Source organism: Paraburkholderia sp. J67, assembly GCF_905220265.1.
Lineage (GTDB): Bacteria > Pseudomonadota > Gammaproteobacteria > Burkholderiales > Burkholderiaceae > Paraburkholderia.
On sequence record NZ_CAJMZK010000017.1, the window covers coordinates 62,085 to 83,591 of the forward strand.

The 21,507-nt window shown below is 64.4% G+C and carries 21 protein-coding genes; 6 read left to right on the top strand and 15 right to left on the bottom strand.

Features of this window, described 5'->3' with window-relative positions:
- The first annotated feature begins 12 nt into the window (after positions 1-12).
- The 3 genes from U5782_RS26230 to U5782_RS26240 all read left to right on the top strand — a co-directional run bounded on the left by U5782_RS26230 (position 13) and on the right by U5782_RS26240 (position 4,137).
- Positions 13-1,863 carry a PhoH family protein gene (locus tag U5782_RS26230; protein ID WP_322046812.1) on the top strand — a complete coding sequence of 617 codons (1,851 nt, stop codon included), beginning with the start codon at positions 13-15 and terminating at the stop codon, positions 1,861-1,863.
- A 252-nt stretch (positions 1,864-2,115) separates the two neighbouring features.
- Positions 2,116-3,174: a C40 family peptidase gene (locus U5782_RS26235; RefSeq protein WP_322046915.1), complete on the top strand. Its 1,059-nt coding sequence runs from the start codon at positions 2,116-2,118 to the stop codon at positions 3,172-3,174.
- Between the two features lie 156 nt (positions 3,175-3,330).
- Positions 3,331-4,137, top strand: a complete 807-nt coding sequence (locus U5782_RS26240; RefSeq protein WP_322046813.1) for an SDR family NAD(P)-dependent oxidoreductase — start codon at positions 3,331-3,333, stop codon at positions 4,135-4,137.
- Between the two features lie 68 nt (positions 4,138-4,205).
- Here the strand turns inward: U5782_RS26240 and U5782_RS26245 are convergent, their stop codons facing one another.
- The 10 genes from U5782_RS26245 to U5782_RS26290 form a co-directional block, all read right to left on the bottom strand.
- Positions 4,206-5,216 (bottom strand): inorganic phosphate transporter, encoded by a 1,011-nt coding sequence (locus tag U5782_RS26245; protein WP_322046814.1) that lies wholly within the window; start codon positions 5,214-5,216, stop codon positions 4,206-4,208.
- Between the two features lie 10 nt (positions 5,217-5,226).
- On the bottom strand, positions 5,227-5,853 hold the full coding sequence (locus U5782_RS26250) for a DUF47 domain-containing protein (RefSeq protein WP_322046815.1): 627 nt from the start codon (positions 5,851-5,853) through the stop codon (positions 5,227-5,229).
- 190 nt (positions 5,854-6,043) lie between these two features.
- The gene (locus tag U5782_RS26255; RefSeq protein ID WP_322046816.1) at positions 6,044-7,426 is read right to left on the bottom strand and encodes a replicative DNA helicase; all 1,383 of its coding nucleotides are present in this window, start codon (positions 7,424-7,426) and stop codon (positions 6,044-6,046) included.
- A 196-nt stretch (positions 7,427-7,622) separates the two neighbouring features.
- Positions 7,623-8,075, bottom strand: coding sequence for a 50S ribosomal protein L9 (rplI, locus tag U5782_RS26260; RefSeq protein ID WP_322046817.1), 453 nt, complete (start codon positions 8,073-8,075; stop codon positions 7,623-7,625).
- Positions 8,076-8,102: 27 nt separating this feature from the next.
- Positions 8,103-8,378, bottom strand: coding sequence for a 30S ribosomal protein S18 (gene rpsR, locus U5782_RS26265; protein ID WP_027797225.1), 276 nt, complete (start codon positions 8,376-8,378; stop codon positions 8,103-8,105).
- A gap of 2 nt (positions 8,379-8,380) precedes the next feature.
- Complete coding sequence (gene priB / locus U5782_RS26270; protein ID WP_322046818.1) at positions 8,381-8,680, bottom strand: primosomal replication protein N; 300 nt, start codon at positions 8,678-8,680, stop codon at positions 8,381-8,383.
- A gap of 33 nt (positions 8,681-8,713) precedes the next feature.
- Positions 8,714-9,085, bottom strand: coding sequence for a 30S ribosomal protein S6 (rpsF, locus tag U5782_RS26275; RefSeq protein ID WP_027818337.1), 372 nt, complete (start codon positions 9,083-9,085; stop codon positions 8,714-8,716).
- Between the two features lie 225 nt (positions 9,086-9,310).
- Positions 9,311-10,210 carry a zf-HC2 domain-containing protein gene (locus U5782_RS26280; protein ID WP_322046819.1) on the bottom strand — a complete coding sequence of 300 codons (900 nt, stop codon included), beginning with the start codon at positions 10,208-10,210 and terminating at the stop codon, positions 9,311-9,313.
- Positions 10,200-11,015, bottom strand: coding sequence for an RNA polymerase sigma factor (locus U5782_RS26285; RefSeq protein WP_415914413.1), 816 nt, complete (start codon positions 11,013-11,015; stop codon positions 10,200-10,202). The genes U5782_RS26280 and U5782_RS26285 overlap by 11 nt, the downstream gene beginning before the upstream one ends.
- A gap of 201 nt (positions 11,016-11,216) precedes the next feature.
- Positions 11,217-12,128, bottom strand: coding sequence for a substrate binding domain-containing protein (locus U5782_RS26290; protein WP_322046820.1), 912 nt, complete (start codon positions 12,126-12,128; stop codon positions 11,217-11,219).
- Between the two features lie 200 nt (positions 12,129-12,328).
- Between U5782_RS26290 and gcl the strand changes: the two genes are divergently transcribed.
- From gcl to U5782_RS26305, 3 genes are all read left to right on the top strand, one after another.
- The gene (gene gcl / locus U5782_RS26295) at positions 12,329-14,104 is read left to right on the top strand and encodes a glyoxylate carboligase (protein WP_322046821.1); all 1,776 of its coding nucleotides are present in this window, start codon (positions 12,329-12,331) and stop codon (positions 14,102-14,104) included.
- 106 nt (positions 14,105-14,210) lie between these two features.
- Positions 14,211-15,008 carry a hydroxypyruvate isomerase gene (gene hyi, locus U5782_RS26300; protein WP_322046822.1) on the top strand — a complete coding sequence of 266 codons (798 nt, stop codon included), beginning with the start codon at positions 14,211-14,213 and terminating at the stop codon, positions 15,006-15,008.
- A gap of 72 nt (positions 15,009-15,080) precedes the next feature.
- Positions 15,081-15,989, top strand: a complete 909-nt coding sequence (locus U5782_RS26305) for a 2-hydroxy-3-oxopropionate reductase (RefSeq protein WP_322046823.1) — start codon at positions 15,081-15,083, stop codon at positions 15,987-15,989.
- Positions 15,990-16,384: 395 nt separating this feature from the next.
- Here U5782_RS26305 and U5782_RS26310 read toward each other — a convergent pair whose 3' ends face one another.
- The 5 genes from U5782_RS26310 to cysT all read right to left on the bottom strand — a co-directional run bounded on the left by U5782_RS26310 (position 16,385) and on the right by cysT (position 21,477).
- The gene (locus U5782_RS26310) at positions 16,385-17,413 is read right to left on the bottom strand and encodes an asparaginase (protein WP_322046824.1); all 1,029 of its coding nucleotides are present in this window, start codon (positions 17,411-17,413) and stop codon (positions 16,385-16,387) included.
- A 146-nt stretch (positions 17,414-17,559) separates the two neighbouring features.
- Positions 17,560-18,486 (bottom strand): CysB family HTH-type transcriptional regulator, encoded by a 927-nt coding sequence (locus U5782_RS26315; protein WP_322046825.1) that lies wholly within the window; start codon positions 18,484-18,486, stop codon positions 17,560-17,562.
- 74 nt (positions 18,487-18,560) lie between these two features.
- Complete coding sequence (locus U5782_RS26320) at positions 18,561-19,619, bottom strand: sulfate ABC transporter ATP-binding protein (RefSeq protein WP_322046826.1); 1,059 nt, start codon at positions 19,617-19,619, stop codon at positions 18,561-18,563.
- Between the two features lie 2 nt (positions 19,620-19,621).
- The gene (cysW, locus tag U5782_RS26325; protein WP_322046827.1) at positions 19,622-20,587 is read right to left on the bottom strand and encodes a sulfate ABC transporter permease subunit CysW; all 966 of its coding nucleotides are present in this window, start codon (positions 20,585-20,587) and stop codon (positions 19,622-19,624) included.
- The gene (gene cysT, locus U5782_RS26330; RefSeq protein WP_322046828.1) at positions 20,584-21,477 is read right to left on the bottom strand and encodes a sulfate ABC transporter permease subunit CysT; all 894 of its coding nucleotides are present in this window, start codon (positions 21,475-21,477) and stop codon (positions 20,584-20,586) included. The genes cysW and cysT overlap by 4 nt, the downstream gene beginning before the upstream one ends.
- Between the last annotated feature and the right edge of the window lie 30 nt (positions 21,478-21,507).

The window sequence follows — 21,507 nt, forward strand, 5'->3', positions numbered from 1 at the left end:
TCGAGGGACACCATGCCTTTGCCTACTCCCCCCAGCAAGCTCGGCAACCTGCTGCCGCCCGAGGAATACAAGTCGCGTGCGCGCACGACGCGCAGCACGCGCAAAGCGGCGAGCGAGAACGACGCCGCCGATGTCGACTTTGGCGCGGAAAGCGTCGCCGACCCGATGACGCCGGCCGCCAACGCATCGACCACGCTGCGCACGGTGCCGCTGCCTTCCGCGAGCGCCGAACTCGCCGCGCTCGAACCCGTAGCGCCCGCACCGGCACGCAAACGCAAGCAACAGACCGCAGCGCTCCTGCAACCCGTGCAGGCCCACGCAGAGCCGCAAACCGAAGCACCCGCGGCACCGGCGGCGCCCGTCGCGCGCAGCGGCAGCAAGCCCGCGTCGGCCAAGGCCACGGGCGCAGCCGCCGCGCCGGCCACGCGTGGCACCACGAAGAAACGCGTGCACCCGGAAGAAAGCACCGAGGTGAAGAAACTCTTCGTGCTCGACACCAACGTGCTGATGCACGACCCGACCTGCCTGTTCCGTTTCGAGGAGCACGACGTCTATCTGCCGATGATGACGTTGGAAGAACTCGACAACCACAAGAAGGGCATGTCGGAAGTCGCGCGCAACGCGCGTCAGGTGAGCCGCACGCTCGATCAACTGGTGGCGAACGCCGGACCGATTTCGGAAGGCATTTCGCTTGCGCGTCTGGGCAGCCGTGAGGCGCTCGGTCGTCTGTACTTCCAGACCACGCTCACGCATATCGAGCGCGTCGAAGGTCTGCCCGAAGGCAAGGCCGACAACCAGATTCTCGGCGTGGTGCGCGCGCTGCAGCGCGATCGGCCGGATCACCTCGTCGTGCTGGTGTCGAAAGACATCAACATGCGCATCAAGGCGCATGCGCTCGGCCTGCCTGCGGAAGACTATTTCAACGACCAGGTTCTCGAAGACAAGGACCTGCTCTACTCGGGCATCCGTGCGCTGACGCAGGACTTCTGGACCAAGCACGCGAAGGGCATGGAGTCCTGGCAGGACACCAAGACCGGCACCACGTATTACCGCGTGACCGGCCCCGAGTGCCTGTCGATGCTCGTCAACGAGTTCGTCTATCTCGAACCGCAGAACGGCGAACCGGCGTTCCACGCGATCGTGCGTGAGCTCAACGGCAAGACGGCGCTGCTGCAAACGCTGCGCGACTATGGCCACCACAAGAACAACGTGTGGGGGATCACGGCGCGCAACCGCGAGCAGAATTTCGCGCTGAACCTGCTGATGAACCCCGAGATCGACTTCGTCACGCTGCTGGGTCAGGCCGGTACCGGCAAGACGCTCGTGGCGCTCGCGGCGGGTCTGGCTCAAGTGCTCGACGACAAGCGCTACAACGAGATCATCGTGACGCGTGCGACGGTGCCGGTCGGCGAAGACATCGGCTTCCTGCCGGGCACCGAAGAGGAGAAGATGCAGCCGTGGATGGGCGCCTTCGACGACAACCTCGAAGTGCTCCAGAAGACCGACGATGCCGCTGGTGAATGGGGCCGCGCCGCGACCCAGGAACTGATCCGCTCGCGCCTGAAGGTCAAGAGCATGAACTTCATGCGCGGCCGTACCTTCGTGGACAAGTATCTGATCATCGACGAGGCGCAGAATCTGACGCCGAAGCAGATGAAGACGCTGGTCACGCGCGCGGGTCCGGGCACGAAGATCGTGTGTCTGGGCAATATCGCGCAGATCGACACGCCGTATCTGACCGAAGGCAGCTCGGGTCTCACCTATGTGGTGGACCGCTTCAAGGGCTGGGCGCATAGCGGCCACGTGACGCTGGCGCGCGGCGAGCGTTCCCGTCTGGCCGATTACGCGTCGGACATTCTGTAACGCGACGTACACGGCTGAATCCGGTGCTTTTCGAAGCACCGGACGACTCCAGAAGGACCGTTTCCGGGCAACCGGATACGGTCCTTTTTTCATTGGTGCGGGCTTGCATGCGTGCCCCGATCGCAACAGTTGGCGCGCAAACTTCAAGTAAGTTGTGAGGAATTCTTGCCCAAGCCCTGTCGGACGGGCTACCATCGGCGCATTACCGGTTTTCCCCAATGGCGTGCGCCTCGCGTGCGTCATCTGCTTTTCATGCGGCGACTCTGGCTTGCGTTACTGATCGTAGTCCTTCTGGCGGCGTGTTCGAGCGCGCCGCAGAGAGTGTCGCGCAGCGGCGGCACGGAATCCGGCTACGCGTGGCGTACCAAACCGCCCGGCTTCCCCAATTTCGTCGATCACAGCGTCGGGCGCGAGGAAATCTCGATCCAGGCGATGGGTCTCGTCGGCATCCCCTATCGTTGGGGCGGCAATACCCCCGACAGCGGCTTCGATTGCAGCGGTCTCGTGAAATACGTGTTCGCGCGCGCGGCCTCCGAGGATCTGCCACGCACGACGCTCGACATGAGCCAGCGCGGCGAATCGATCGAGCCCGATCAGATCGCCGCGGGCGACCTCGTGTTCTTCAACACCACCGGACGGCCGCACTCGCATGTGGGCATCTACGTGGGCAAGCTGCGCTTCGTCAATGCGCCTTCGACGGGCGGCACCGTCCGGCTCGACTATCTGACCAATCCATATTGGGCGAAGCATTTCGATGGCATCCGGCGACTCGCACCCGCGAAACGCGCGCCGACACCGTTCGATACGCCGACGCTGGATGCCTCCGCACCTGCGCCGCGCGCGCCGGTGGCGGCCGCCGCGCCAGCCGTTGCACCTGCGATCAATACCTACATTGCTGCCGCCCCAGTTGCCTCGGCGGCACCGCGCGTGGCCACCACAGATCAGCGGCGCCTGACAGCCGTGCAGGCGCCTTCCTATGCAACAAACGCACCGTCGGCAGCCGATGCCTTCGAGCCGCCGCCGCAAGCCCTGAACGCGGCGCAAACGCAGGCTAGAGATGCCGGCGCAATCACCCCTGCCGCCTCGGCCGACACCCCACGCGACGCCATCGACGCAGCAGCCGACGCTTTCGAGCCGCCGCCGCCCGTCGCCAACGCCGCCGAACGACAAGCCGCGCAGGCCGGCTCGATGCCCGTGCAAACCACCCAGCCCGTGCAGATCATGCGGGCCTCCACCGCAGGCAGCAGCGCCCCCGCCCCCACGCAGTCCAGCGACGACCCCATCGCCCGTTTCGCCAACGGCGCGTTCTGAGCGCCGCCGCCCGGCGCAGCCCCGCTTGCCGCCCTTATCCCGATGGCCAACGAAAGGCCATCGCAGGCCAATGCGGTTTCCCCCGTCCGCTGCGTCTGCTATGGTTTTGGTACTGTTTTCGATTACTTTTTCAATCCCACGCGCAGCGAGGCAGCGATGGATCTCGGACTGAGCAACAAGGTGGTTCTGGTGACGGGCGGCAGCAAGGGCATTGGCCTCGCCTGCGCCCGGGCATTCGCGAAGGAAGGCGCGCGCGTCGCGATCGTCTCGCGCGACCCCGCCAATCTGGCACGTGCCCGCGAGCAACTGGCAAGCGAAGGCCTGCACGTCCATCTCACGCGCGCCGACCTCCACGAGCCGCATAGCGCCGCCGACGTGGTCGAGGAAGTCTCCTCGGCGGTTGGTGCGATCGACATTCTGGTGAACAGCTCCGGCGCTGCGCGCCGCTACGACCCCGAAGCGCTCGACGCCGACGCCTTCAAGGCGACGATGGAAGCGAAGTACTTCCCCTATATCTACCCGCAGCAGGAAGTGCTGCGCCGGATGGTCGCGCGCGTCAAAGCGGGCGAGGCGAAGGAACCGGGCACGATCGTGAACATCATCGGCATGGGCGGCAAGCTCGCGAGCGACATCCATATCGCCGGCGGCGCGGCCAACGCGGCCTTGATGCTCGCCACGGTTGGCCTCGCGCACTATCACGCGCGCTACGGCATCCGCATCAACGCGATCAATCCGGGCGCGACGCTCACCGAACGCCTGCAGGAAGCGCTGCAACTGGAAGCGGGACGCGAAGGCGTGAGCGCCGAGGACGCGCTCGCGCGCGGCGAGGCTCGCGTGCCGCTCGGACGCTACGCGAAACCCGAGGAAATCGCGGATGTCGTGCTCTTTCTGGCGAGCCGCCGCGCCAGCTACGTAACCGGTGCAATCGTGCCGATGGACGGTTGCGCCACACCCATCATCTGATTCGCGAAGCGGCAAAAGAAAATGGCGCCCGAGGGCGCCATTTGTACAACGTGAGTGTCAGCGGGTCGTTACAGCAAGCGGTGACCCAGCCACCAGGCCGCGGCCGCGAGCGTGGCCGATGCCGGAATCGTCAGCACCCAGGCCCAGACGATGTTGCCGGCGACACCCCAGCGCACCGCGCTGAGTTTTTGCGTCGCGCCCACACCGACGATCGCGCCGGTGATGGTGTGCGTAGTGGACACCGGAATGCCGAGCCACGAAGCCGTGAAGAGCGTGAGCGCCCCACCCGCTTCCGCGCAGAAACCGCCGACGGGCTTGAGCTTGGTGATCTTCTGGCCCATCGTGCGCACGATGCGCCAGCCGCCGAACAGCGTGCCAATACCCATCGACAGATAGCAGCCGCCGATCACCCAGATGGGCGGCGCATCCGAGCCGATCGCCGAGTAACCGGTGGCAATCAGCAGCATCCAGATGATGCCGATGGTCTTCTGCGCGTCGTTGCCGCCGTGGCCAAGGCTATAGAGGCTGGCCGAAATCAGCTGCAAACGCCGGAAGCGCCGGTCCACCTTGCTGGGTGGCGTGCGGAAATACAGCCACGACACCGTCAGCATGAAGAACGAGCCGAGGATAAAGCCGAGCAGCGGCGAGATGAAAATGAACGCAACGGTCTTCATGAGGCCGTCGAAGTTCAGCGAATGCCAGCCCGACTTGGCGAGCGCAGCGCCCACCAGACCGCCGATCAGCGCGTGCGACGAACTCGACGGAATACCGTAGTACCACGTGAGCACGTTCCAGCCGATCGCCCCCATCAGTGCGCCGAACACCACGTAGTGATCGACGATATCGGGATCGATGGTGCCCTTGCCCACCGTCTGCGCCACCTTGAGGTGGAACACGAAATAGGCGATCACGTTGAACATGGCCGCGAACGCCACGGCCTGTTGCGGCTTGAGGACGCCCGTGGACACGACCGTGGCGATGGAGTTCGCCGCGTCGTGAAAGCCGTTCATGAAGTCGAAAATGAGGGCGATGGCCACAAGCGTGGCGACCACCCAGAGGGCGAGTTGTATCGATTGCATCGTAGTCCGCTCAGGCGTTCTCTAGCACGATGCCTTCGATGATGTTCGCGACATCCTCGCACTTGTCCGTGATGGCTTCGAGCAGTTCGTAGATCGCCTTCAGCTTGATCAGGGTCTTGACATCGTCTTCTTCGCGGAAGAGCTTGGAGATCGCACCGCGCAGCAGGCGGTCTGCATCCGACTCCAGACGGTCGATGTCCTCGCAGGCCTTGAGGATGTCGCGCGCCTGCTTCATGTCGGAGAGCAGCGCGACGGCGGCCTGCACGCGCTCGGCGGTGGCCGTGACCACGTGCGCGAGCTGGCTCGCTTCGGCGGTGACCGACTGCACGTCGTACAGCGAAATGGCGGTGGCCACGTCCTCCATGAGGTCGAGGCAGTCGTCCATCGTCGTGATCAGCTTGTGGATCTCGTCGCGATCGAGCGGCGTGATGAAAGTCTTGTGCAGCAGGTCAATCGCTTCGTGCGTGAGCTTGTCGGCGGCCTTTTCGGCGGCCTGCACATTCTGTTTGTGGACTTCCGCGTCAGCCAGATTGTCGATCACGAGCTCGAGCTCACGGCTTGCGGAAACGATGCACTTCGCGTGCGCGTTGAAGATTTCGAAGAACTTGCCCTCGGTGGGCATAAAGCGACCGAACATTGGAATCCCGGTAATGGTCTCGAATTGCCGTCACAAAACAGCAAGATAGCCGTCATAAAACGGCAATATTGTAACGTTACGGACTGGAGGCCGCACTTGTCCCCGGCTACCCAAGCGGCATTTGCGCCACTATGGCGCAAGCGCGTGGGTTCCGGCTTGACTCCACGTCAAATTCCGGCGTGACTCGACGTCATTCGCCGTAGAAGTTCTGCGCTCCCGCAAAATTATCGAACTTCGTGTATTGACCGTGGAACGTGAGGCGTACGGGCCCGATCGGGCCGTTACGCTGTTTGCCGATGATGATCTCGGCGGTGCCCTTGTCAGGGCTGTCAGGGTTGTAGACTTCGTCGCGGTAGATGAACAGGATCACGTCGGCATCCTGTTCGATTGCGCCCGATTCGCGCAGGTCGGACATCACCGGACGCTTGTTGGGACGCTGCTCGAGGCCGCGATTGAGCTGCGAGAGCGCGATCACGGGCACGTCGAGTTCCTTGGCGAGACTCTTGAGCGAACGCGAAATTTCAGAAATTTCGGTTGCGCGGTTTTCGCCGCCGCCCGAACCGCTCATCAGCTGCAGGTAGTCGATGATGATGAGGCCGAGCTTGCCGCACTGGCGCGAAAGACGCCGCGCGCGCGAGCGCAACTCCATCGGGTTCAGGCCGCCGGTTTCGTCGATGAAGATTTGCGCCTCGCTCATTTTCTGCACGGCGTGCGTGAGCTTGGGCCAATCTTCGTCGGTGAGGCGACCGGTACGCATACGGTGCTGATCCAGTCGACCGACCGAACCCAGCATACGCATGATGAGCTGGTTGCCCGGCATTTCCATCGAAAACACGGCGACTGGCAGACCGTATTCCACGGCCACGTATTCGCCGACGTTCATCGAAAACGCCGTCTTACCCATCGAAGGGCGCCCTGCCACGATGATGAGTTCGCCGCCGTGCATGCCCGAGGTCATGCGGTCGAGGTCGATGAAGCCCGTGGGCGTGCCCGTCACATCGCTCGGATTGGCCGTGTGATAGAGCGTGTCGATGCGCTCGACCACCTGCGTGAGCAGCGGCCCGATTTCGAGGAAGCCCTGGGTGCCGCGCGCGCCGTCTTCGGCGATCGAGAAGACCTTCGACTCGGCCTCGTCGAGCAACTGGCGCACTTCCTTGCCCTGCGGGTTGAAGGCGTCGGCCGAAATCTCGTCGGCCACCGACACGAGTCGGCGCAGCACCGCCCGGTCGCGCACGATTTCCGCGTAGCGGCGGATATTCGCGGCGCTCGGCGTGTTCTGCGCGAGGGCGTTCAGGTAAGCCAGCCCGCCGACGTCGTCGGCCTTGCCCGAGGTGCCGAGCGCTTCGTACACCGTCACCACGTCGGCCGGGCGCGAGGCCGCGATCAGGCGGCCAATGTGCTCGTAAATGACGCGGTGGTCGTAGCGGTAGAAGTCGCTTTGCGCGAGGAAGTCGGCGATCCGGTCCCAGGCGCCGTTATCCAGCAGCAGGCCGCCAAGCACGGACTGCTCGGCTTCGATCGAATGCGGCGGGACTTTCAGCGACTCGAGTTGGGGATCTTTCGGAGCGTTCATGGAGGGCAATTATCGGCAATCGGACCAGCCGAAACAAGCTTGAAACATGCAAAGACATCGTGCCGGATTGCAACAACGGCAACGACGCCGCTTCACGCGCAATAAAAAAGGCAGAAGCCCGATGGCTCCTGCCTTTCTTGTTTTTTTGCGTCGTAGAACGGCGCGAGCAAGCGGTCCGCGAGGACCGCCAGCGTGCTTAGGCGTGTTCGCCCAGCACCGACACCGTGACGTCGACGAGAACGTCCGTGTGCAGCGAAACCTGCACCGGATGATCGCCAACCATCTTCAGCGGGCCTTCCGGCAGACGCACTTGCGCCTTTTCCACTGCGAAGCCTTGCTTCGTGAGTGCTGCTGCGATGTCTGCGTTCGTGACCGAACCGAACAGACGGCCGTCCACACCAGCCTTCTGGCCGATCTGGACGCTCAGGCCGTTCAGCTTTTCGCCTTCGGCTTGAGCCGCTGCCAGCTTTTCAGCAGCAGCCTTTTCGAGTTCAGCGCGGCGGACTTCGAATTCAGCGATTGCGTCCTTCGTTGCGCGGCGTGCTTGCTTGTTCGGGATCAGGAAGTTACGTGCGTAACCGTCCTTCACCTTCACGATGTCGCCGAGGTTACCCAGGTTGACGACTTTTTCCAGAAGAATGATCTGCATTCTATTACTCCTTATCGCGTCGTCTTATTAGGCCTTGTGCTGGTCGGTGTACGGCATCAGCGCGAGGAAACGCGCGCGCTTGATAGCCGTGTCCAGCTGACGCTGATAGTGGGCCTTCGTACCCGTCAGACGTGCCGGCGTGATCTTGCCGTTTTCGCCGATGAAGTCCTTCAGCGTGTCGAGGTCCTTGTAGTCGATCTGTTCGACGTTTGCAGCCGTGAAGCGGCAGAACTTCTTGCGCTTGAAGAGCGGGTTTTGTTGTTGACGACGCTTGTCGAATTTCTTACCAGTCGGGCGGGGCATGATTAGTCCTTTCCTGTGCCTTGCATTTCTGTGATGTGAAACACCAGGGTTCGCGCATTGCGGTGCTTTTTCGCCAGAAAGCCGGTGAAGAGCGCTTCCACGCCCAACTCGCAGCTTTCGACCAGACCGCAGGCCTTGCCGGCCGCCATCGCGGGCATCGTGAGTTCGACGAAGCGGGGAACCCCGGCTTCGACGACCTCCGTGCGGTGCTGCAACGTGACGCTGGCAATCGGAACGCCGGCGGGGGTATACCGCACCGGTTCGCGTTCAACGACGCTAGCCGTAAGTTGCAGCCTGTTCACGCAGATGTACTCGAATCCTGATGGCTTGTGTTATTAAGCCTGCGCTTCGGTCGGCTGGGCAGCCGCCTTCTTGGCTTCTTCGCGCTGCACTTCCTTCATCATCGGCGACGGGCCGGTTTCGGCCTTCTTCATCTTGACGATGAGGTGACGCAGAACAGCGTCGTTGAACTTGAACGCGTGTTCCAGTTCGTCGAGCGTGGTCTGGTCGCATTCGATGTTCATGCAGACGTAGTGAGCCTTCGCGAGTTTCTCGATCATGTAGGCCAGTTGGCGACGGCCCCAGTCTTCGATGCGGTGGATCTGGCCACCGTGCGAGGTGATCGTGCTCTTGTAACGCTCGATCATCGCGGGCACTTGCTCGCTTTGATCGGGATGCACGATAAATACGATTTCGTAATGACGCATATTCACTCCTTGTGCTGACTTATGGATTAAAGCCACCCGGGCGTCGGAACCGGTGCGGCAAGTGAGAAGCCCAAGAGTCTAGCGCGAATGAGCGATTCCCGCAACTGGGATAGATGGCCCGCACGCCGTTTCGGGCGTAGATTCAAGGACTTGCGCGTCGCATGGACAGGCTCTGCCCGAGCGATTGCGGGCGAATCGGGCGCTTTTCGCGCATCGACACCGCGATTATGGGCGCGCCTCCGTGCCCGGCGCGCCATCGGCCAGACGCGCGTCGAGCGCCGCCCGCAGGCCCACCAGCGCATCCGGCCCCGCATCGGTGACCGCCCACCAGGTCATGCCGGCCGCCTGCCAGCGCAGGAGCGAGTAACCGTCGTCCGCGCGCGGCGCGGTCTGCTGCGTTGGCGCGCTCGCGCCCGGCGGGAACACGTACAGATCGATCACATGTTTGCGGAAGCGGTAGACCAGCACCGCGACACGCTCGCGCCCCACGTAATCAAGCCGGCCGCCTACCAGCGCAAAACCTTGCGCGGCAAAGTCCTCAACCGGCGGCGCATAGTCGATGCGACCGTTGAACCACGGCTTGACGGTATGGCGGTCGGTGGAGATCACGTCGATATCGCGGCCCGAGATCTGCGCGCGGATATGGCTCGCGACCAGTTCGTCCACGAACGCACCGCCGGCGGCGGGAGGTCGCAGATGAATCGTGAGCGCGACGCCCAACGCGCCCAGCAACAAGACGACACTGCCCGCCCACGCGAGGCCCGATGCGCCGTACGCCCCCCCACCCGGTCGCAGCCAGTCGCGCCATCCATTCAGCCATCCGCCGACGCGTGACGGTGTTGCGCGATTCGGCGCGGGCTCCCTGGCCACACCGGCCACACCGGCCGCATCGACATCAAGCGCCACAGCAGGCGGCAACGCTGCCACGATGCGCGCGGCAAGCCCCTGCGGCGCGCGGTGATACGGCGCCTCACGCGTGATGCGGGAAACGGCTTCGACCTGCGCGACGGCGCGACGGCACGGCACGCAGCCAGCGAGGTGCTCGCGCACGCGCCATTCATCGGCGGCGGACAATTCATGATCGACGCTGGCGTCGACCAGCGGGCGCGCTTCGTCACAGTTCATCGGGCGCCTCCTTGTTGCGTGGGCCGACGGGGCGTTCCTGCGCATGCGATTCATGCGCTCCGCCGTCGACGGCCGGCCCCTCGCGGAACCGGCCGTCAGGCCCCCGGCCGGATGGTCTCCAAGCTTTACTGCTACTTCCCCCGACTGCTAAATCGTCGCTCTCCTTGCGGCCAGGGCTGCCGCCCTTCGGCGCAACCGCGCTGCACGACGCCGCGCCGTGGCCCTGCGCCGCCAATAGCACCGCCAGACGCTTGCGGGCACGCGCGAGCCGCGACATCACCGTGCCCATCGGCACGTCGATCACCGTGGCGATCTCGCGGTAGTCCAGTTCTTCCAGTTCACGCAGCACCAGCACTTCGCGATACTCCACCGGCAGGCGCCGCAGCGCTTCGTGGACATGTCGCGCGTCCTCGGCGCGAATCGCGAGCGCCTGCGGATCGACGCTGCCCGTCTCCCAGCCTTCGGGCGGCAGGTCGTCGCGCAGTTCGTCGAATTGCGCCACCTCTTGCGCGCCTGCGCGCCGCCGCCATTCGTCGTACCAGACACGGCGCACGATCGCGAGCAGCCAGGGCCGCGCGTCGTCGCCGCGAAAGCTGTCGAAGAAGCGGAACGCGCGCAGAAACGCGTCCTGCACGATGTCCTCGGCGTCGCCGGGGTTGCGCGAAAGCCAGCGCGCAAGGTTATAAGCCGCGTCGAGATGCGGCAGCGCCAGCGCCTGGAAACGGCGGCTCAGCGCCGCAGTGTCCCGTGCGTCGTTCGCATCGCGCGCGTCGTCTTCGTGCTGCCGGTTCGCGGTTTGGCCCACGTCGTCCCCTCGTGCCGCACGTCTGTCATCCACACCGGCGGTGTGCACCCACGCCGGCAATACCCGGATTGCGGCCAGTTTATTCCCGCTTGATGTGCACGAGAACGAAAAATAATTCGGGTAGGAGTGCGCGGAAAAACCGATACGACAGACCGCCCAGGTGAGGCGCACAACACCCGGCCAACGTCCCCAAACATCGGATCAAATCACCCCGCTCCAGTACCCCGGCCGCGCATACACCTCTTTCAGATAGTCGATGAAATACCGCACCTTGGCCGGCACATAACGCTGCTGCGGATACACGGCAAGAATGTCGTAATCGGGCAACGCGTATTCGTCGAGCACGGTTTCCAGTTCGCCACGCGCGAGTTGCGCGTCGATCTCCCAGGTCGAGCGCCAGCCCAGGCCCAGGCTTTCCGTCACCCAGCGGTGCAGCAACTCGCCGTCGTTGCAATCCAGATTGCCGCCCACGCGCACGGTCGCGAGCTTGCCGTTGCGCCGGAAATACCAGCCCCGGTTCTGTCCGCCTTGCAGATTGAAGGCGAGGCAATTGTGACTGGGCAGATCTTCGAGCGTCTTCGGCCGGCCATGCTTGCGGAAATACTCGGGCGTGCCGCACACCACGCGGCGGTTCGTCGCCAGCTTCACAGCGACGAAGTTCGGGTCGACGGATCCGCCGATACGGATCGACAGGTCATAGCCCTCGCGCACCAGATCGACCACGCGGTCGGTCAGGTTGAACGACAGCTGTAGCTCGGGCTTATCGACAAGAAATTCGGGCGCGAGCGGCGCGACGTGCTTGCGCCCGAAGGCCGCCGGCGCCGAGACGATCAGATGCCCGTTCACCACCCGCCGCCCGGCCGACAACTCGTTTTCGGCCTGTTCCCATTCCGCCAGCAAACCGCGGCAGCGTTCCAGAAACGCGCCCCCTTCTTCGCTCACAACGAGCCGCCGCGTCGAGCGATACATCAGCTTCACGCCTAAGCGCTTTTCCAGCGCGTCGATACGTCGCCCGAGGATCACGGGCGACACGCCCTCCTCGAGCGCCGCCGCCGCGAGACTGCCCGCCTCCGCGACGCGCACGAAGGTCTCGATCTGCTTGAAGCGGTCCATGTCCTGTCTCCTTCCTTTCGGGTGCAGCGCGCGCGAGGCCCCGCCACACGGTCATTCCATACTTTTTGTTTCGAAATAAACGACCTCGACTCATCTTATCAAACCTTTCGTGCACCCCTAAAGTGACCCACAAGCGCTGTATCCCATGTGCGCTTTCCTAGCGCGCCATTCAGGTATTTGGAACATTCAGGAGACATTTCATGGCCAAAATGAGAGCCGTCGACGCCGCCGTGCTGGTGCTCGAAAAAGAAGGCATCGATACCGCCTTCGGCGTGCCGGGCGCCGCCATCAATCCGTTCTACTCGGCGCTCAAGAAGGCCGGCAGCATCACCCACGTGCTCGCGCGCCACGTCGAAGGCGCCTCGCACATGGCCGAGGGCTACACCCGCGCGCAGCCGGGCAATATCGGCGTGTGTATCGGCACCTCGGGCCCGGCGGGCACGGACATGATCACGGGTCTCTATTCGGCCCAGGCCGACTCGATTCCGATCCTCGCGATCACGGGTCAGGCGCCGCGTGCGCGTCTCTACAAGGAAGACTTCCAGGCCGTCGATATCGAATCGATCGCCAAGCCGGTGACCAAGTGGGCCGTCACGGTGCGCGAACCGGCGCTCGTGCCGCGCGTGTTCCAGCAGGCCTTCCACCTGATGCGCTCGGGCCGTCCGGGTCCGGTGCTGGTCGACATGCCGATCGACGTGCAGCTCGCCGAAATCGAATTCGACATCGACACCTACGAGCCGCTGCCGGTCTACAAGCCGCGCGCCACGCGCAAGCAGATCGAAGCCGCGCTCGAACTGCTCAACGCGAGCGACAAGCCGCTGATCGTCTCGGGCGGCGGCGTGCTTAATGCCGCAGCTGAAGACCTGCTCGTGCAGTTCGCGGAAATCGTGGGCGTGCCCGTGATTCCGACGCTGATGTCGTGGGGCGCGATTGCCGACGACCATCCGCTGATGGCCGGCATGGTCGGTCTGCAAACCTCGCACCGCTACGGCAACGCAACGATGCTCGCCTCCGACTTCGTGCTCGGTATCGGCAACCGTTGGGCCAACCGCCACACGGGCAGCGTCGAGGTCTACACGAAGGGCCGCAAGTTCGTGCACGTCGATATCGAACCGACGCAGATCGGCCGCGTGTTCGGCCCCGATCTGGGCATCGTCTCGGACGCGAAGGCCGCACTCGAACTGTTCGTCGAAGTGGCGCAGGAATGGAAGGCCGCGGGCAAGCTCAAGGATCGCAGCGCATGGGTCGCGGACTGCCAGCAGCGCAAGGCCACGATGCATCGCAAGACGCATTTCGACAATGCGCCGATCAAGCCGCAGCGCGTTTATGAAGAGATGAACAAGGTGTTCGGCCGCGACACCTGCTACGTGAGCACGATCGGTCTGTCGCAGATCGCGGGCGCGCAGTTCCTGCACGTCTACAAGGCGCGCAACTGGATCAACTGCGGTCAGGCGGGCCCGCTCGGCTGGACGATTCCGGCCGCGCTGGGTGTGCGTGCAGCCGATCCGTCGCGCCCCATCGTGGCGCTGTCGGGCGACTACGACTTCCAGTTCATGATCGAGGAACTGGCCGTGGGCGCGCAGTTCAAGCTGCCCTACGTGCACGTGCTGGTGAACAACTCGTATCTGGGCCTGATCCGCCAGGCGCAACGCCAGTTCGACATGGACTTCTGCGTGCAGCTTGCGTTCGACAACATCAACGCGCCGGAGCTGGAAGGCTATGGCGTCGATCACAAGACCGTGGTCGAAGGCCTCGGTTGCAAGGCGCTGCGCGTGTTCAAGCCGGAAGAGATCGAACCGGCGCTCAAGCAGGCGCAGGCAATGGCCGCCGAGTTCAGCGTGCCGGTGGTGGTTGAAGTGATCCTCGAGCGCGTGACGAATATCTCGATGGGCACCGAAATCGACGCGATCAACGAGTTCGAAGAACTCGCCGAGAAGCCCGAGCACGCGCCCACGGCAATCAGCCTGCAATCCTGACGATTGACCTAGCCGCAAGGTTCGCTTTTCGCGCCCAGCAGCCCTGACGCGCGAAAAGCGCCCAACCACTGACCCACCGATCCACTGACGCCCCGCGAGACATCTCATGCCGAAATTCGCCGCGAATCTCACCATGCTGTTCAACGAAGTGCCGTTCCTCGACCGCTTTGCCGCGGCTGCCGAGGCGGGCTTCGAAGCCGTCGAATTCCTGTTCCCCTATCCGTACAAGGCTGCCGAGCTGGCCGAGCGCCTGGAAGCGAACAAGCTCAAGCTCGTGCTGCACAACCTGCCCGCCGGCAACTGGGAAGGCGGCGAGCGTGGCATCGCCTGTCTGCCGGATCGCCGTGGCGAGTTCCAGGAAGGCGTGGGCCGCGCGATCGAATACGCGAAGGCGCTCAAGGTGCCGCAACTGAACTGCCTCGTCGGCATTCCGACGGCCGGCATCGACCGCGACACGGCGCTGTCCACCATCGTCGATAACCTGCGCTACGCCGCGGGCGAACTCAAGCGCGAAGGCATCCGCCTGCTGGTCGAGCCGTGCAATAGCTACGACATTCCGGGCTTCGCGCTGAACCGCTCGGCGGAAGGGCTGGACGTGATCGAGAAGGTCGGCTCGGACAATCTGTTCCTCCAGTACGACATCTATCACATGCAGCGCATGGAAGGCGAACTGGCCGCGACCATCAAGAAACAGTTCGCGAAGATTGCCCACATCCAGCTCGCCGACAACCCGGGCCGCAACGAGCCGGGCACGGGCGAGATCAACTACCCCTTCCTGTTCGATCTGCTCGATTCGCTCGGCTACGAGGGCTACGTCGGCTGCGAGTACAAGCCGAAGACGACCACCGTCGACGGTCTGGGCTGGTTGCGCGGCGCCCAGCAACGCGCGGCCGAACTGGCCTGATTTCGCGTAGCGCATTCATCGACACATCGAACCGCATTCGACTCGCATTAGACTCAACCGGAGACACACAAGATGGCAAAGATTGGTTTTATCGGCCTCGGCATCATGGGCGCGCACATGGCGCGCAACCTTCAGAAGGGCGGCCATACGCTCGTCGTGAACGGCAAGTATCCGGTGCCGGACGATCTGCGCACGAGCACCACCGTGGTCGCCGATTCGACCGCTGTTGCGCAGGCGTCGGAAATCATCATCCTGATGGTGCCGGACACGCCCGACGTGCAGAACGTGCTGTTCGCCGATGATGGCGTCGCCAAGGGTCTCTCGGCCGGCAAGCTCGTGATCGACATGAGCTCGATCTCGCCGCTGGAAACGCAACAGTTCGCGAAGCAGATCAACGCGCTCGGCTGCGATTACCTCGACGCGCCGGTCTCGGGCGGCGAAGTCGGCGCACGCGAAGCCACGCTCTCGATCATGGTCGGCGGCCCGCAGAAGTCCTTCGATCTGGCCAAGCCGCTGTTCGATCTGATGGGCAAGAACATCTCGCTCGTCGGCGACAACGGTGCAGGTCAAACCACCAAGGTCGCGAACCAGATCATCGTCGCGCTGAACATCGAAGCCGTGGCCGAAGCGCTGCTGTTCGCGGCACGTTCGGGCGCCGATCCGGAGCGTGTACGCAAGGCCCTGATGGGCGGCTTCGCGTCGTCGCGCATTCTCGAAGTGCACGGCGAGCGCATGACCAAGCGCACGTTCAATCCGGGCTTCCGCATCGAGTTGCACCAGAAGGATCTGAACCTCGCACTCGATGGCGCACGCAAGCTCGGCATCGCCCTGCCCCACACGGCAAGCGCGCAGCAACTCTTCAGCGTGTGCGCCGCGAACGGCGGCAAGGCATGGGATCACTCGGCGATGATTCGCGCGCTGGAAATCATGGCGGATTTCGAAATCGCCGAAGCGCCGGAGTCGCAGGCAAAGGCGGCTTGAGCGTTTGATGTCGTAACGCAGTAGCAAAGCAGACGATGCGATGCGCGCGTGGGCCCGTGCGCATCGCCTCTCGAAGTCGTACCCGACAAGAGGCCGCAACAAACATTGAATTCAGGCTGGCGCGATACGCACACGCGACGGCCGCAGGTGGGGCGCTTCGTGGCGGCGGCAACCGCTGCGAGGCAAATCGGGGCCGCTCTGGGCTGAGAGCGGCCAGTGGGGTCCGCAAGCGGCACCCGGCGACGACGGGGAAGCCTTGGTCGGTCAGACGTCGTCGCCGGGTGTCCGCGTGTCGGATCGCGGCATCCCCTGCTTTATCACGGACCACATCGACAATGAAAAGGGCCTTGCGCATGCGCTGCGCAAGGCCCTTCGATGCTTTTAACGCGGGGGGATCAGTACGTATCGAACACGCGCTGCAACTCCGCCTTCCCGTTCGTTCCCGCCGCGAGCGCGAGCATTAGCAGCACGCGCGCCTTGAACGGGCTGAGCGTGCCCGCCGACACGAAACCGAGCGCATCGTCCTTCGCCGCGCCGTTGTGCATCACGTGACCCGAGCCCACGCGCGACGCGCGCACCACGGCAATGCCCTGCGCCACCGCGTCGCTCAGCGCCTGTTGCAGCGTGGCGTGGATCGAGCCGTTGCCGGTGCCCGCCACGACGATGCCGCGCACGCCCGCGCTCACCAGCGCGTCGACGGCGATGCGCGACACGCCTGCATAGCTCGTCACGATTTCCACCTGCGGCCACTGTGTGCTGGCATCGAACGGCGTATCGACCGTATGGGGGCGCAGCGCACGCCGCTGGAATTCGACGCGGCCATCCTGCACCCAGCCCAGCGCGCCGATCTCGGGCGACTGGAAGGCGTCCACCGCGTAGGTACTGATCTTGGCGACGTCGCGCGCGCAATGGATGCGGTTGTTGAACGCCACCAGCACGCCCTGCCCGCTCGCCTTGCCGCTTGCCGCTAGCGTGACGGCGTTGAGCAGGTTGAGTGGACCGTCCGCCGACAACGCCGACGCGGGCCGCATGGCCGCCGTCAGGATGACCGGCTTCGCGCTCTTCACGGTGAGGTGCAGCACGTAGGCGGTTTCTTCGAGCGTATCGGTGCCGTGCGTGATGACGACGCCGTCGATCGCGTCGCTCGCGAGCAACGCGTTCACGCGCTGCGCGAGCGTGCTCCACAGCGCGAACGACATGTCCTTGCTGTCGACGCTCGCGACCTGCTCGGCCTGGATCTGCGCGACGGCATCGAGGCCGGGCACGGCTGCGAGCAACTGCGCGACGCCGATCACGCCGGCCTGATAGCCGGCGGTGTTCGCCGCGTCGGGCGCGGAGCCCGCGATGGTGCCGCCGGTGGCGAGCACGGCGATGCGCGGCAGCGCCGCGCTCTGGGTCGTTTGGGTCGTGGAGGAAGTATTCATGGCCGCGATTTTAAGCGATCCGCCGCGCGCTGCGATCTGGCGGAAACCCCGCTGCGAGTGACACGCAGGCCCATGACTCGCGAACGCCCGTGCAGAAATGACAACGGCGGCACGCACGCGTGCCGCCGGTTACCACACGTTCAGACTCACACCGCTTCGCGCAACTGGCTCGCGATCTGCTGCTCGGTGAGCTGGGGCGCAAACATCTCGATGAGCCGGTACGCGTACTGACGCAGGAAAGCGCCCTTGCGCAGACCCACGCGCGTCGTGCTCGCCTCGAACAGATGCTGCGTGTCGAGCGCGACGAGTTCGCTATCGCGCTTCGGATCGTAAGCCATCGCGGCCACCACGCCGATCCCCATGCCGAGTTCGACGTAGGTCTTGATCACGTCCGCGTCGATCGCGGTCAGCACGACGTCGGGCACCACGCCCACTTTCGCGAACGCCTGGTCGATGTGCGAGCGGCCCGTGAAGTCCTGGTCATAGGTGATGATCGGATACTCGGAGATCTCTTCGAGCGTGAGATTTTCGCGGCCCACCAGCGGGTGCGTCTTCGGCACGACCACGGTGTGGTGCCACGAATAGCACGGGAAGGTCACGATGTCCGGGAAGCGGTCGAGCGCTTCGGTCGAGATGCCGATATCGGCCTCGCCGTTGATGATCATCTGCGCGATCTGCTGCGGGTTGCCCTGGCGCAGCGCGAGATGCACCTTCGGGAACACTTCGCGGAACTGGTGCACGACCTTGGGCAGCGCGTAGCGCGCCTGGGTGTGCGTGGTCGCCACCACGAGGTGACCGCTGTCCTGATCGGCGAACTGGCGCGCCACGCGACGCAGATTCTCGGCGTCGAGCAACATGCGCTCGATCAGCTGATGCACGGCCTTGCCCGGCTCCGTGAGGCCCGTGAGGCGCTTGCCGCGACGGATGAAAATATCGACGCCAAGCTCATCCTCCAGATCCTTGATCTGCTTGGAGACACCCGACTGCGACGTGTAGAGCACGTTGGCCACTTCGGTCAGGTTCATGTTCTGCCGCACGGCTTCGCGCACAAAACGCAACTGCTGAAAATTCATGTTCTTCTCTCCGGAACTGCCGACCTGTTTTTTATCTGCTCGTTATTGTTAATTCGTTACTGTGCGTCGCCTGCTCACTGCGCGGGAAACACGCGCAGCCCGCGCGGCACGGCGGTCACGCCATCGCCCACGGCGAGGTTGAGCGAGCGCCACGCCTCGCGGTCGAGTTGCGCTTCGAGCGCGCCGCCCGTGCGGCTTTCCAGCTCCACGCGCACGGACCCGCCCAGCGTCACCACACGACGCACATCGACGACGATGCCATCGCGATGATCCGACGCGTCGCGATGCAGCACGATATCGTGCGGCCGCACGTAGGCGAGCGCCGGGCCTTCGAAAGCCGCCTCGACGGCGATCGGCTGCGCCGCGCCGTCGGCGACGAAACCGCCCGCCGCCACCCGACCACGCAGCCGGTTCGCGGCGCCGAGGAACTCGTAGACGAACGACGTCTGGGGATGATCGTACACGTCCTGGGGGCTGCCGACCTGTTCCACATGACCATGATTCATCACGACGATGCGATCGGCCACTTCCAGTGCCTCTTCCTGATCGTGCGTGACGAAGATCGTCGAGATGTGCAGATCGTCGTGCAGGCGGCGCAGCCAGCTGCGCAGTTCCTTGCGCACCTTGGCGTCGAGCGCGCCGAACGGCTCGTCGAGCAGCAGCACCTTCGGCTCCACGGCGAGCGCGCGGGCCAGCGCGATACGCTGGCGCTGGCCGCCCGAAAGCTCCGACGGGTAGCGCTGCGCGAGCCAGTCGAGCTGGACCAGCTTGAGCAGTTCATGCACCTTTTCGCGGATCTGCGCTTCGGACGGACGCTCACCACGCGGCTTCACGCGCAGACCGAACGCCACGTTCTCGAACACGGTCATGTGACGGAACAGTGCGTAATGCTGGAACACGAAGCCCACCTGACGCTCACGCGCGCCCGCCGCACCCACGTCCTGGCCCTGGAGCACGACCTGGCCCGAATCGGCATATTCGAGACCCGCGATCACGCGCAGCAGCGTGGTCTTGCCACAACCGGAGGGCCCAAGCAGCGCGACGAGTTCGCCCGGCGGGAAGTCGAGCGAGACGTTATCGAGGGCGGTGAAGTCGCCAAAGCGCTTCTGCAAATTGCTGACGGTGATGCCCATGATTACAGCTCTCCAGGTTGAAGCGATTGTCTCGTTTGGTGCGCGGGTTGCGACGATTGCGCGGCCGTTGCGTTGTGCGAGGCCGGTCCGGCAAAGGCCGGTACGTCGTCGTCGCGCAGCGCGGCGTTCATGTGGCGCTCCGCAAGCAGCTTGAGGCCCAGCGTCACGAGCGCGAGCAGCGCCAGCAGCGACGCCACGGCAAATGCGGCAGCGAAGTTGTACTCGTTGTAGAGAATCTCGACGTGCAGCGGCATGGTGTCGGTCTGGCCGCGAATGTGGCCCGAGACCACCGAGACCGCACCGAACTCGCCCATCGCACGCGCATTGCAGAGAATCACGCCGTACAGCAGGCCCCAGCGGATATTGGGCAGCGTCACGCGGCGGAACATCTGCCAACCGGACGCGCCCAGCACGTGCGCCGCCTCTTCCTCGTCGTTGCCCTGGGCCTGCATCAGCGGAATCAGCTCGCGCGCGACGAAGGGAAAGGTCACGAAGATCGTCGCCATCACGATGCCGGGCACCGCAAAGATGATCTGCACGTTATGGTCTTCGAGCCACGGGCCGAGCCAGCCCTGCGCGCCGAACATCAGCACGTAAATGAGACCCGAGATCACCGGCGAGACCGAGAACGGCAGGTCGATCAGCGTCGTGAGGAGCGCCTTGCCGCGGAAGTCGAACTTGGCGATCGCCCACGAAGCCGCGAGGCCGAACGCGCAGTTCAGCGGCACGGCGATGGCGGCCGTGATCAGCGTGAGCTTGATGGCGGCGAGCGCATCCGGGTCGGCGAGCGACTCGAAATAGAAACCGATGCCCTTCGAGAGCGCCTGCCAGAACACCGCGACGAGCGGCACCACGAGGAACAGCGCGAGAAACACCAGCGCGATGGCGGTCAGCAGCCAGCGCACCCAGGGCGCTTCGGTGACGGGGTCGGGCCTGCCAGCTTGCGGCTTGCGGATGATCGTGCTCATTGCGCTGCTCCCGTGACCGGCGCTGCAACAGCAGCAGGCGCTGCGCTTGCCGCGCCGCGGCCCGTGCGCCGCTGCAGATACCACTGCAAGGTGTTGATGAAGAGCAGCATGAGGAACGACACGCACAGCATTACCACGGCCAGCGCGGTAGCGCCCGCGTAGTCGTACTGCTCCAGCTTGGTGATGATGAGGAGCGAAGTGATTTCCGACTTCATCGGCACATTGCCGGCGATGAAAATGACCGAACCGTATTCGCCCAACGCGCGCGCGAACGCGAGCGCGAAGCCCGTAAGCAGCGCGGGCAGCGCGGCCGGCAGCACGACGCGGCGAAACGTCAGCCAGCGCGACGCGCCCAGGCACGCAGCCGCTTCTTCCTGCTCGCGCTCGAACTCTTCGAGCACGGGCTGCACCGTGCGCACGACGAACGGCAGGCCGATGAAGGTGAGCGCCACCAGCACGCCGATCGGCGTGAAGGCGATCTTCAGGCCGAGCGGCTCCAGGAACTGGCCGATCCAGCCATTGCCCGCATAGACGGCGGCGAGCGAAATGCCCGCCACGGAAGTCGGCAGCGCGAACGGCAGATCGACGAGCGCGTCGATCACGCGCTTGAACGGGAACGTGTAGCGCACCAGCACCCACGCAAGGAGAAAGCCAAACACGGCGTTGATCAGCGCCCCGCCGAGCGCGGAGAAGAACGTGAGGCGGTACGACGCGATCACGCGCGGCGACCACACGGCGCGCACGAACTGCGCCCAGTCGAGCGTGGCGGTCTTGAGGAAGGTCGCCGCAAGCGGAATCAGCACCACAAGGCTCAGATACGCCACCGTGATGCCGAGCGTCACGCCGAACCCGGGCAAGGCGCCTGGCTTCTGTAATCGGAACGTCGTCATGCTCTATCTCTTCACATGGGTTGCGCGGGC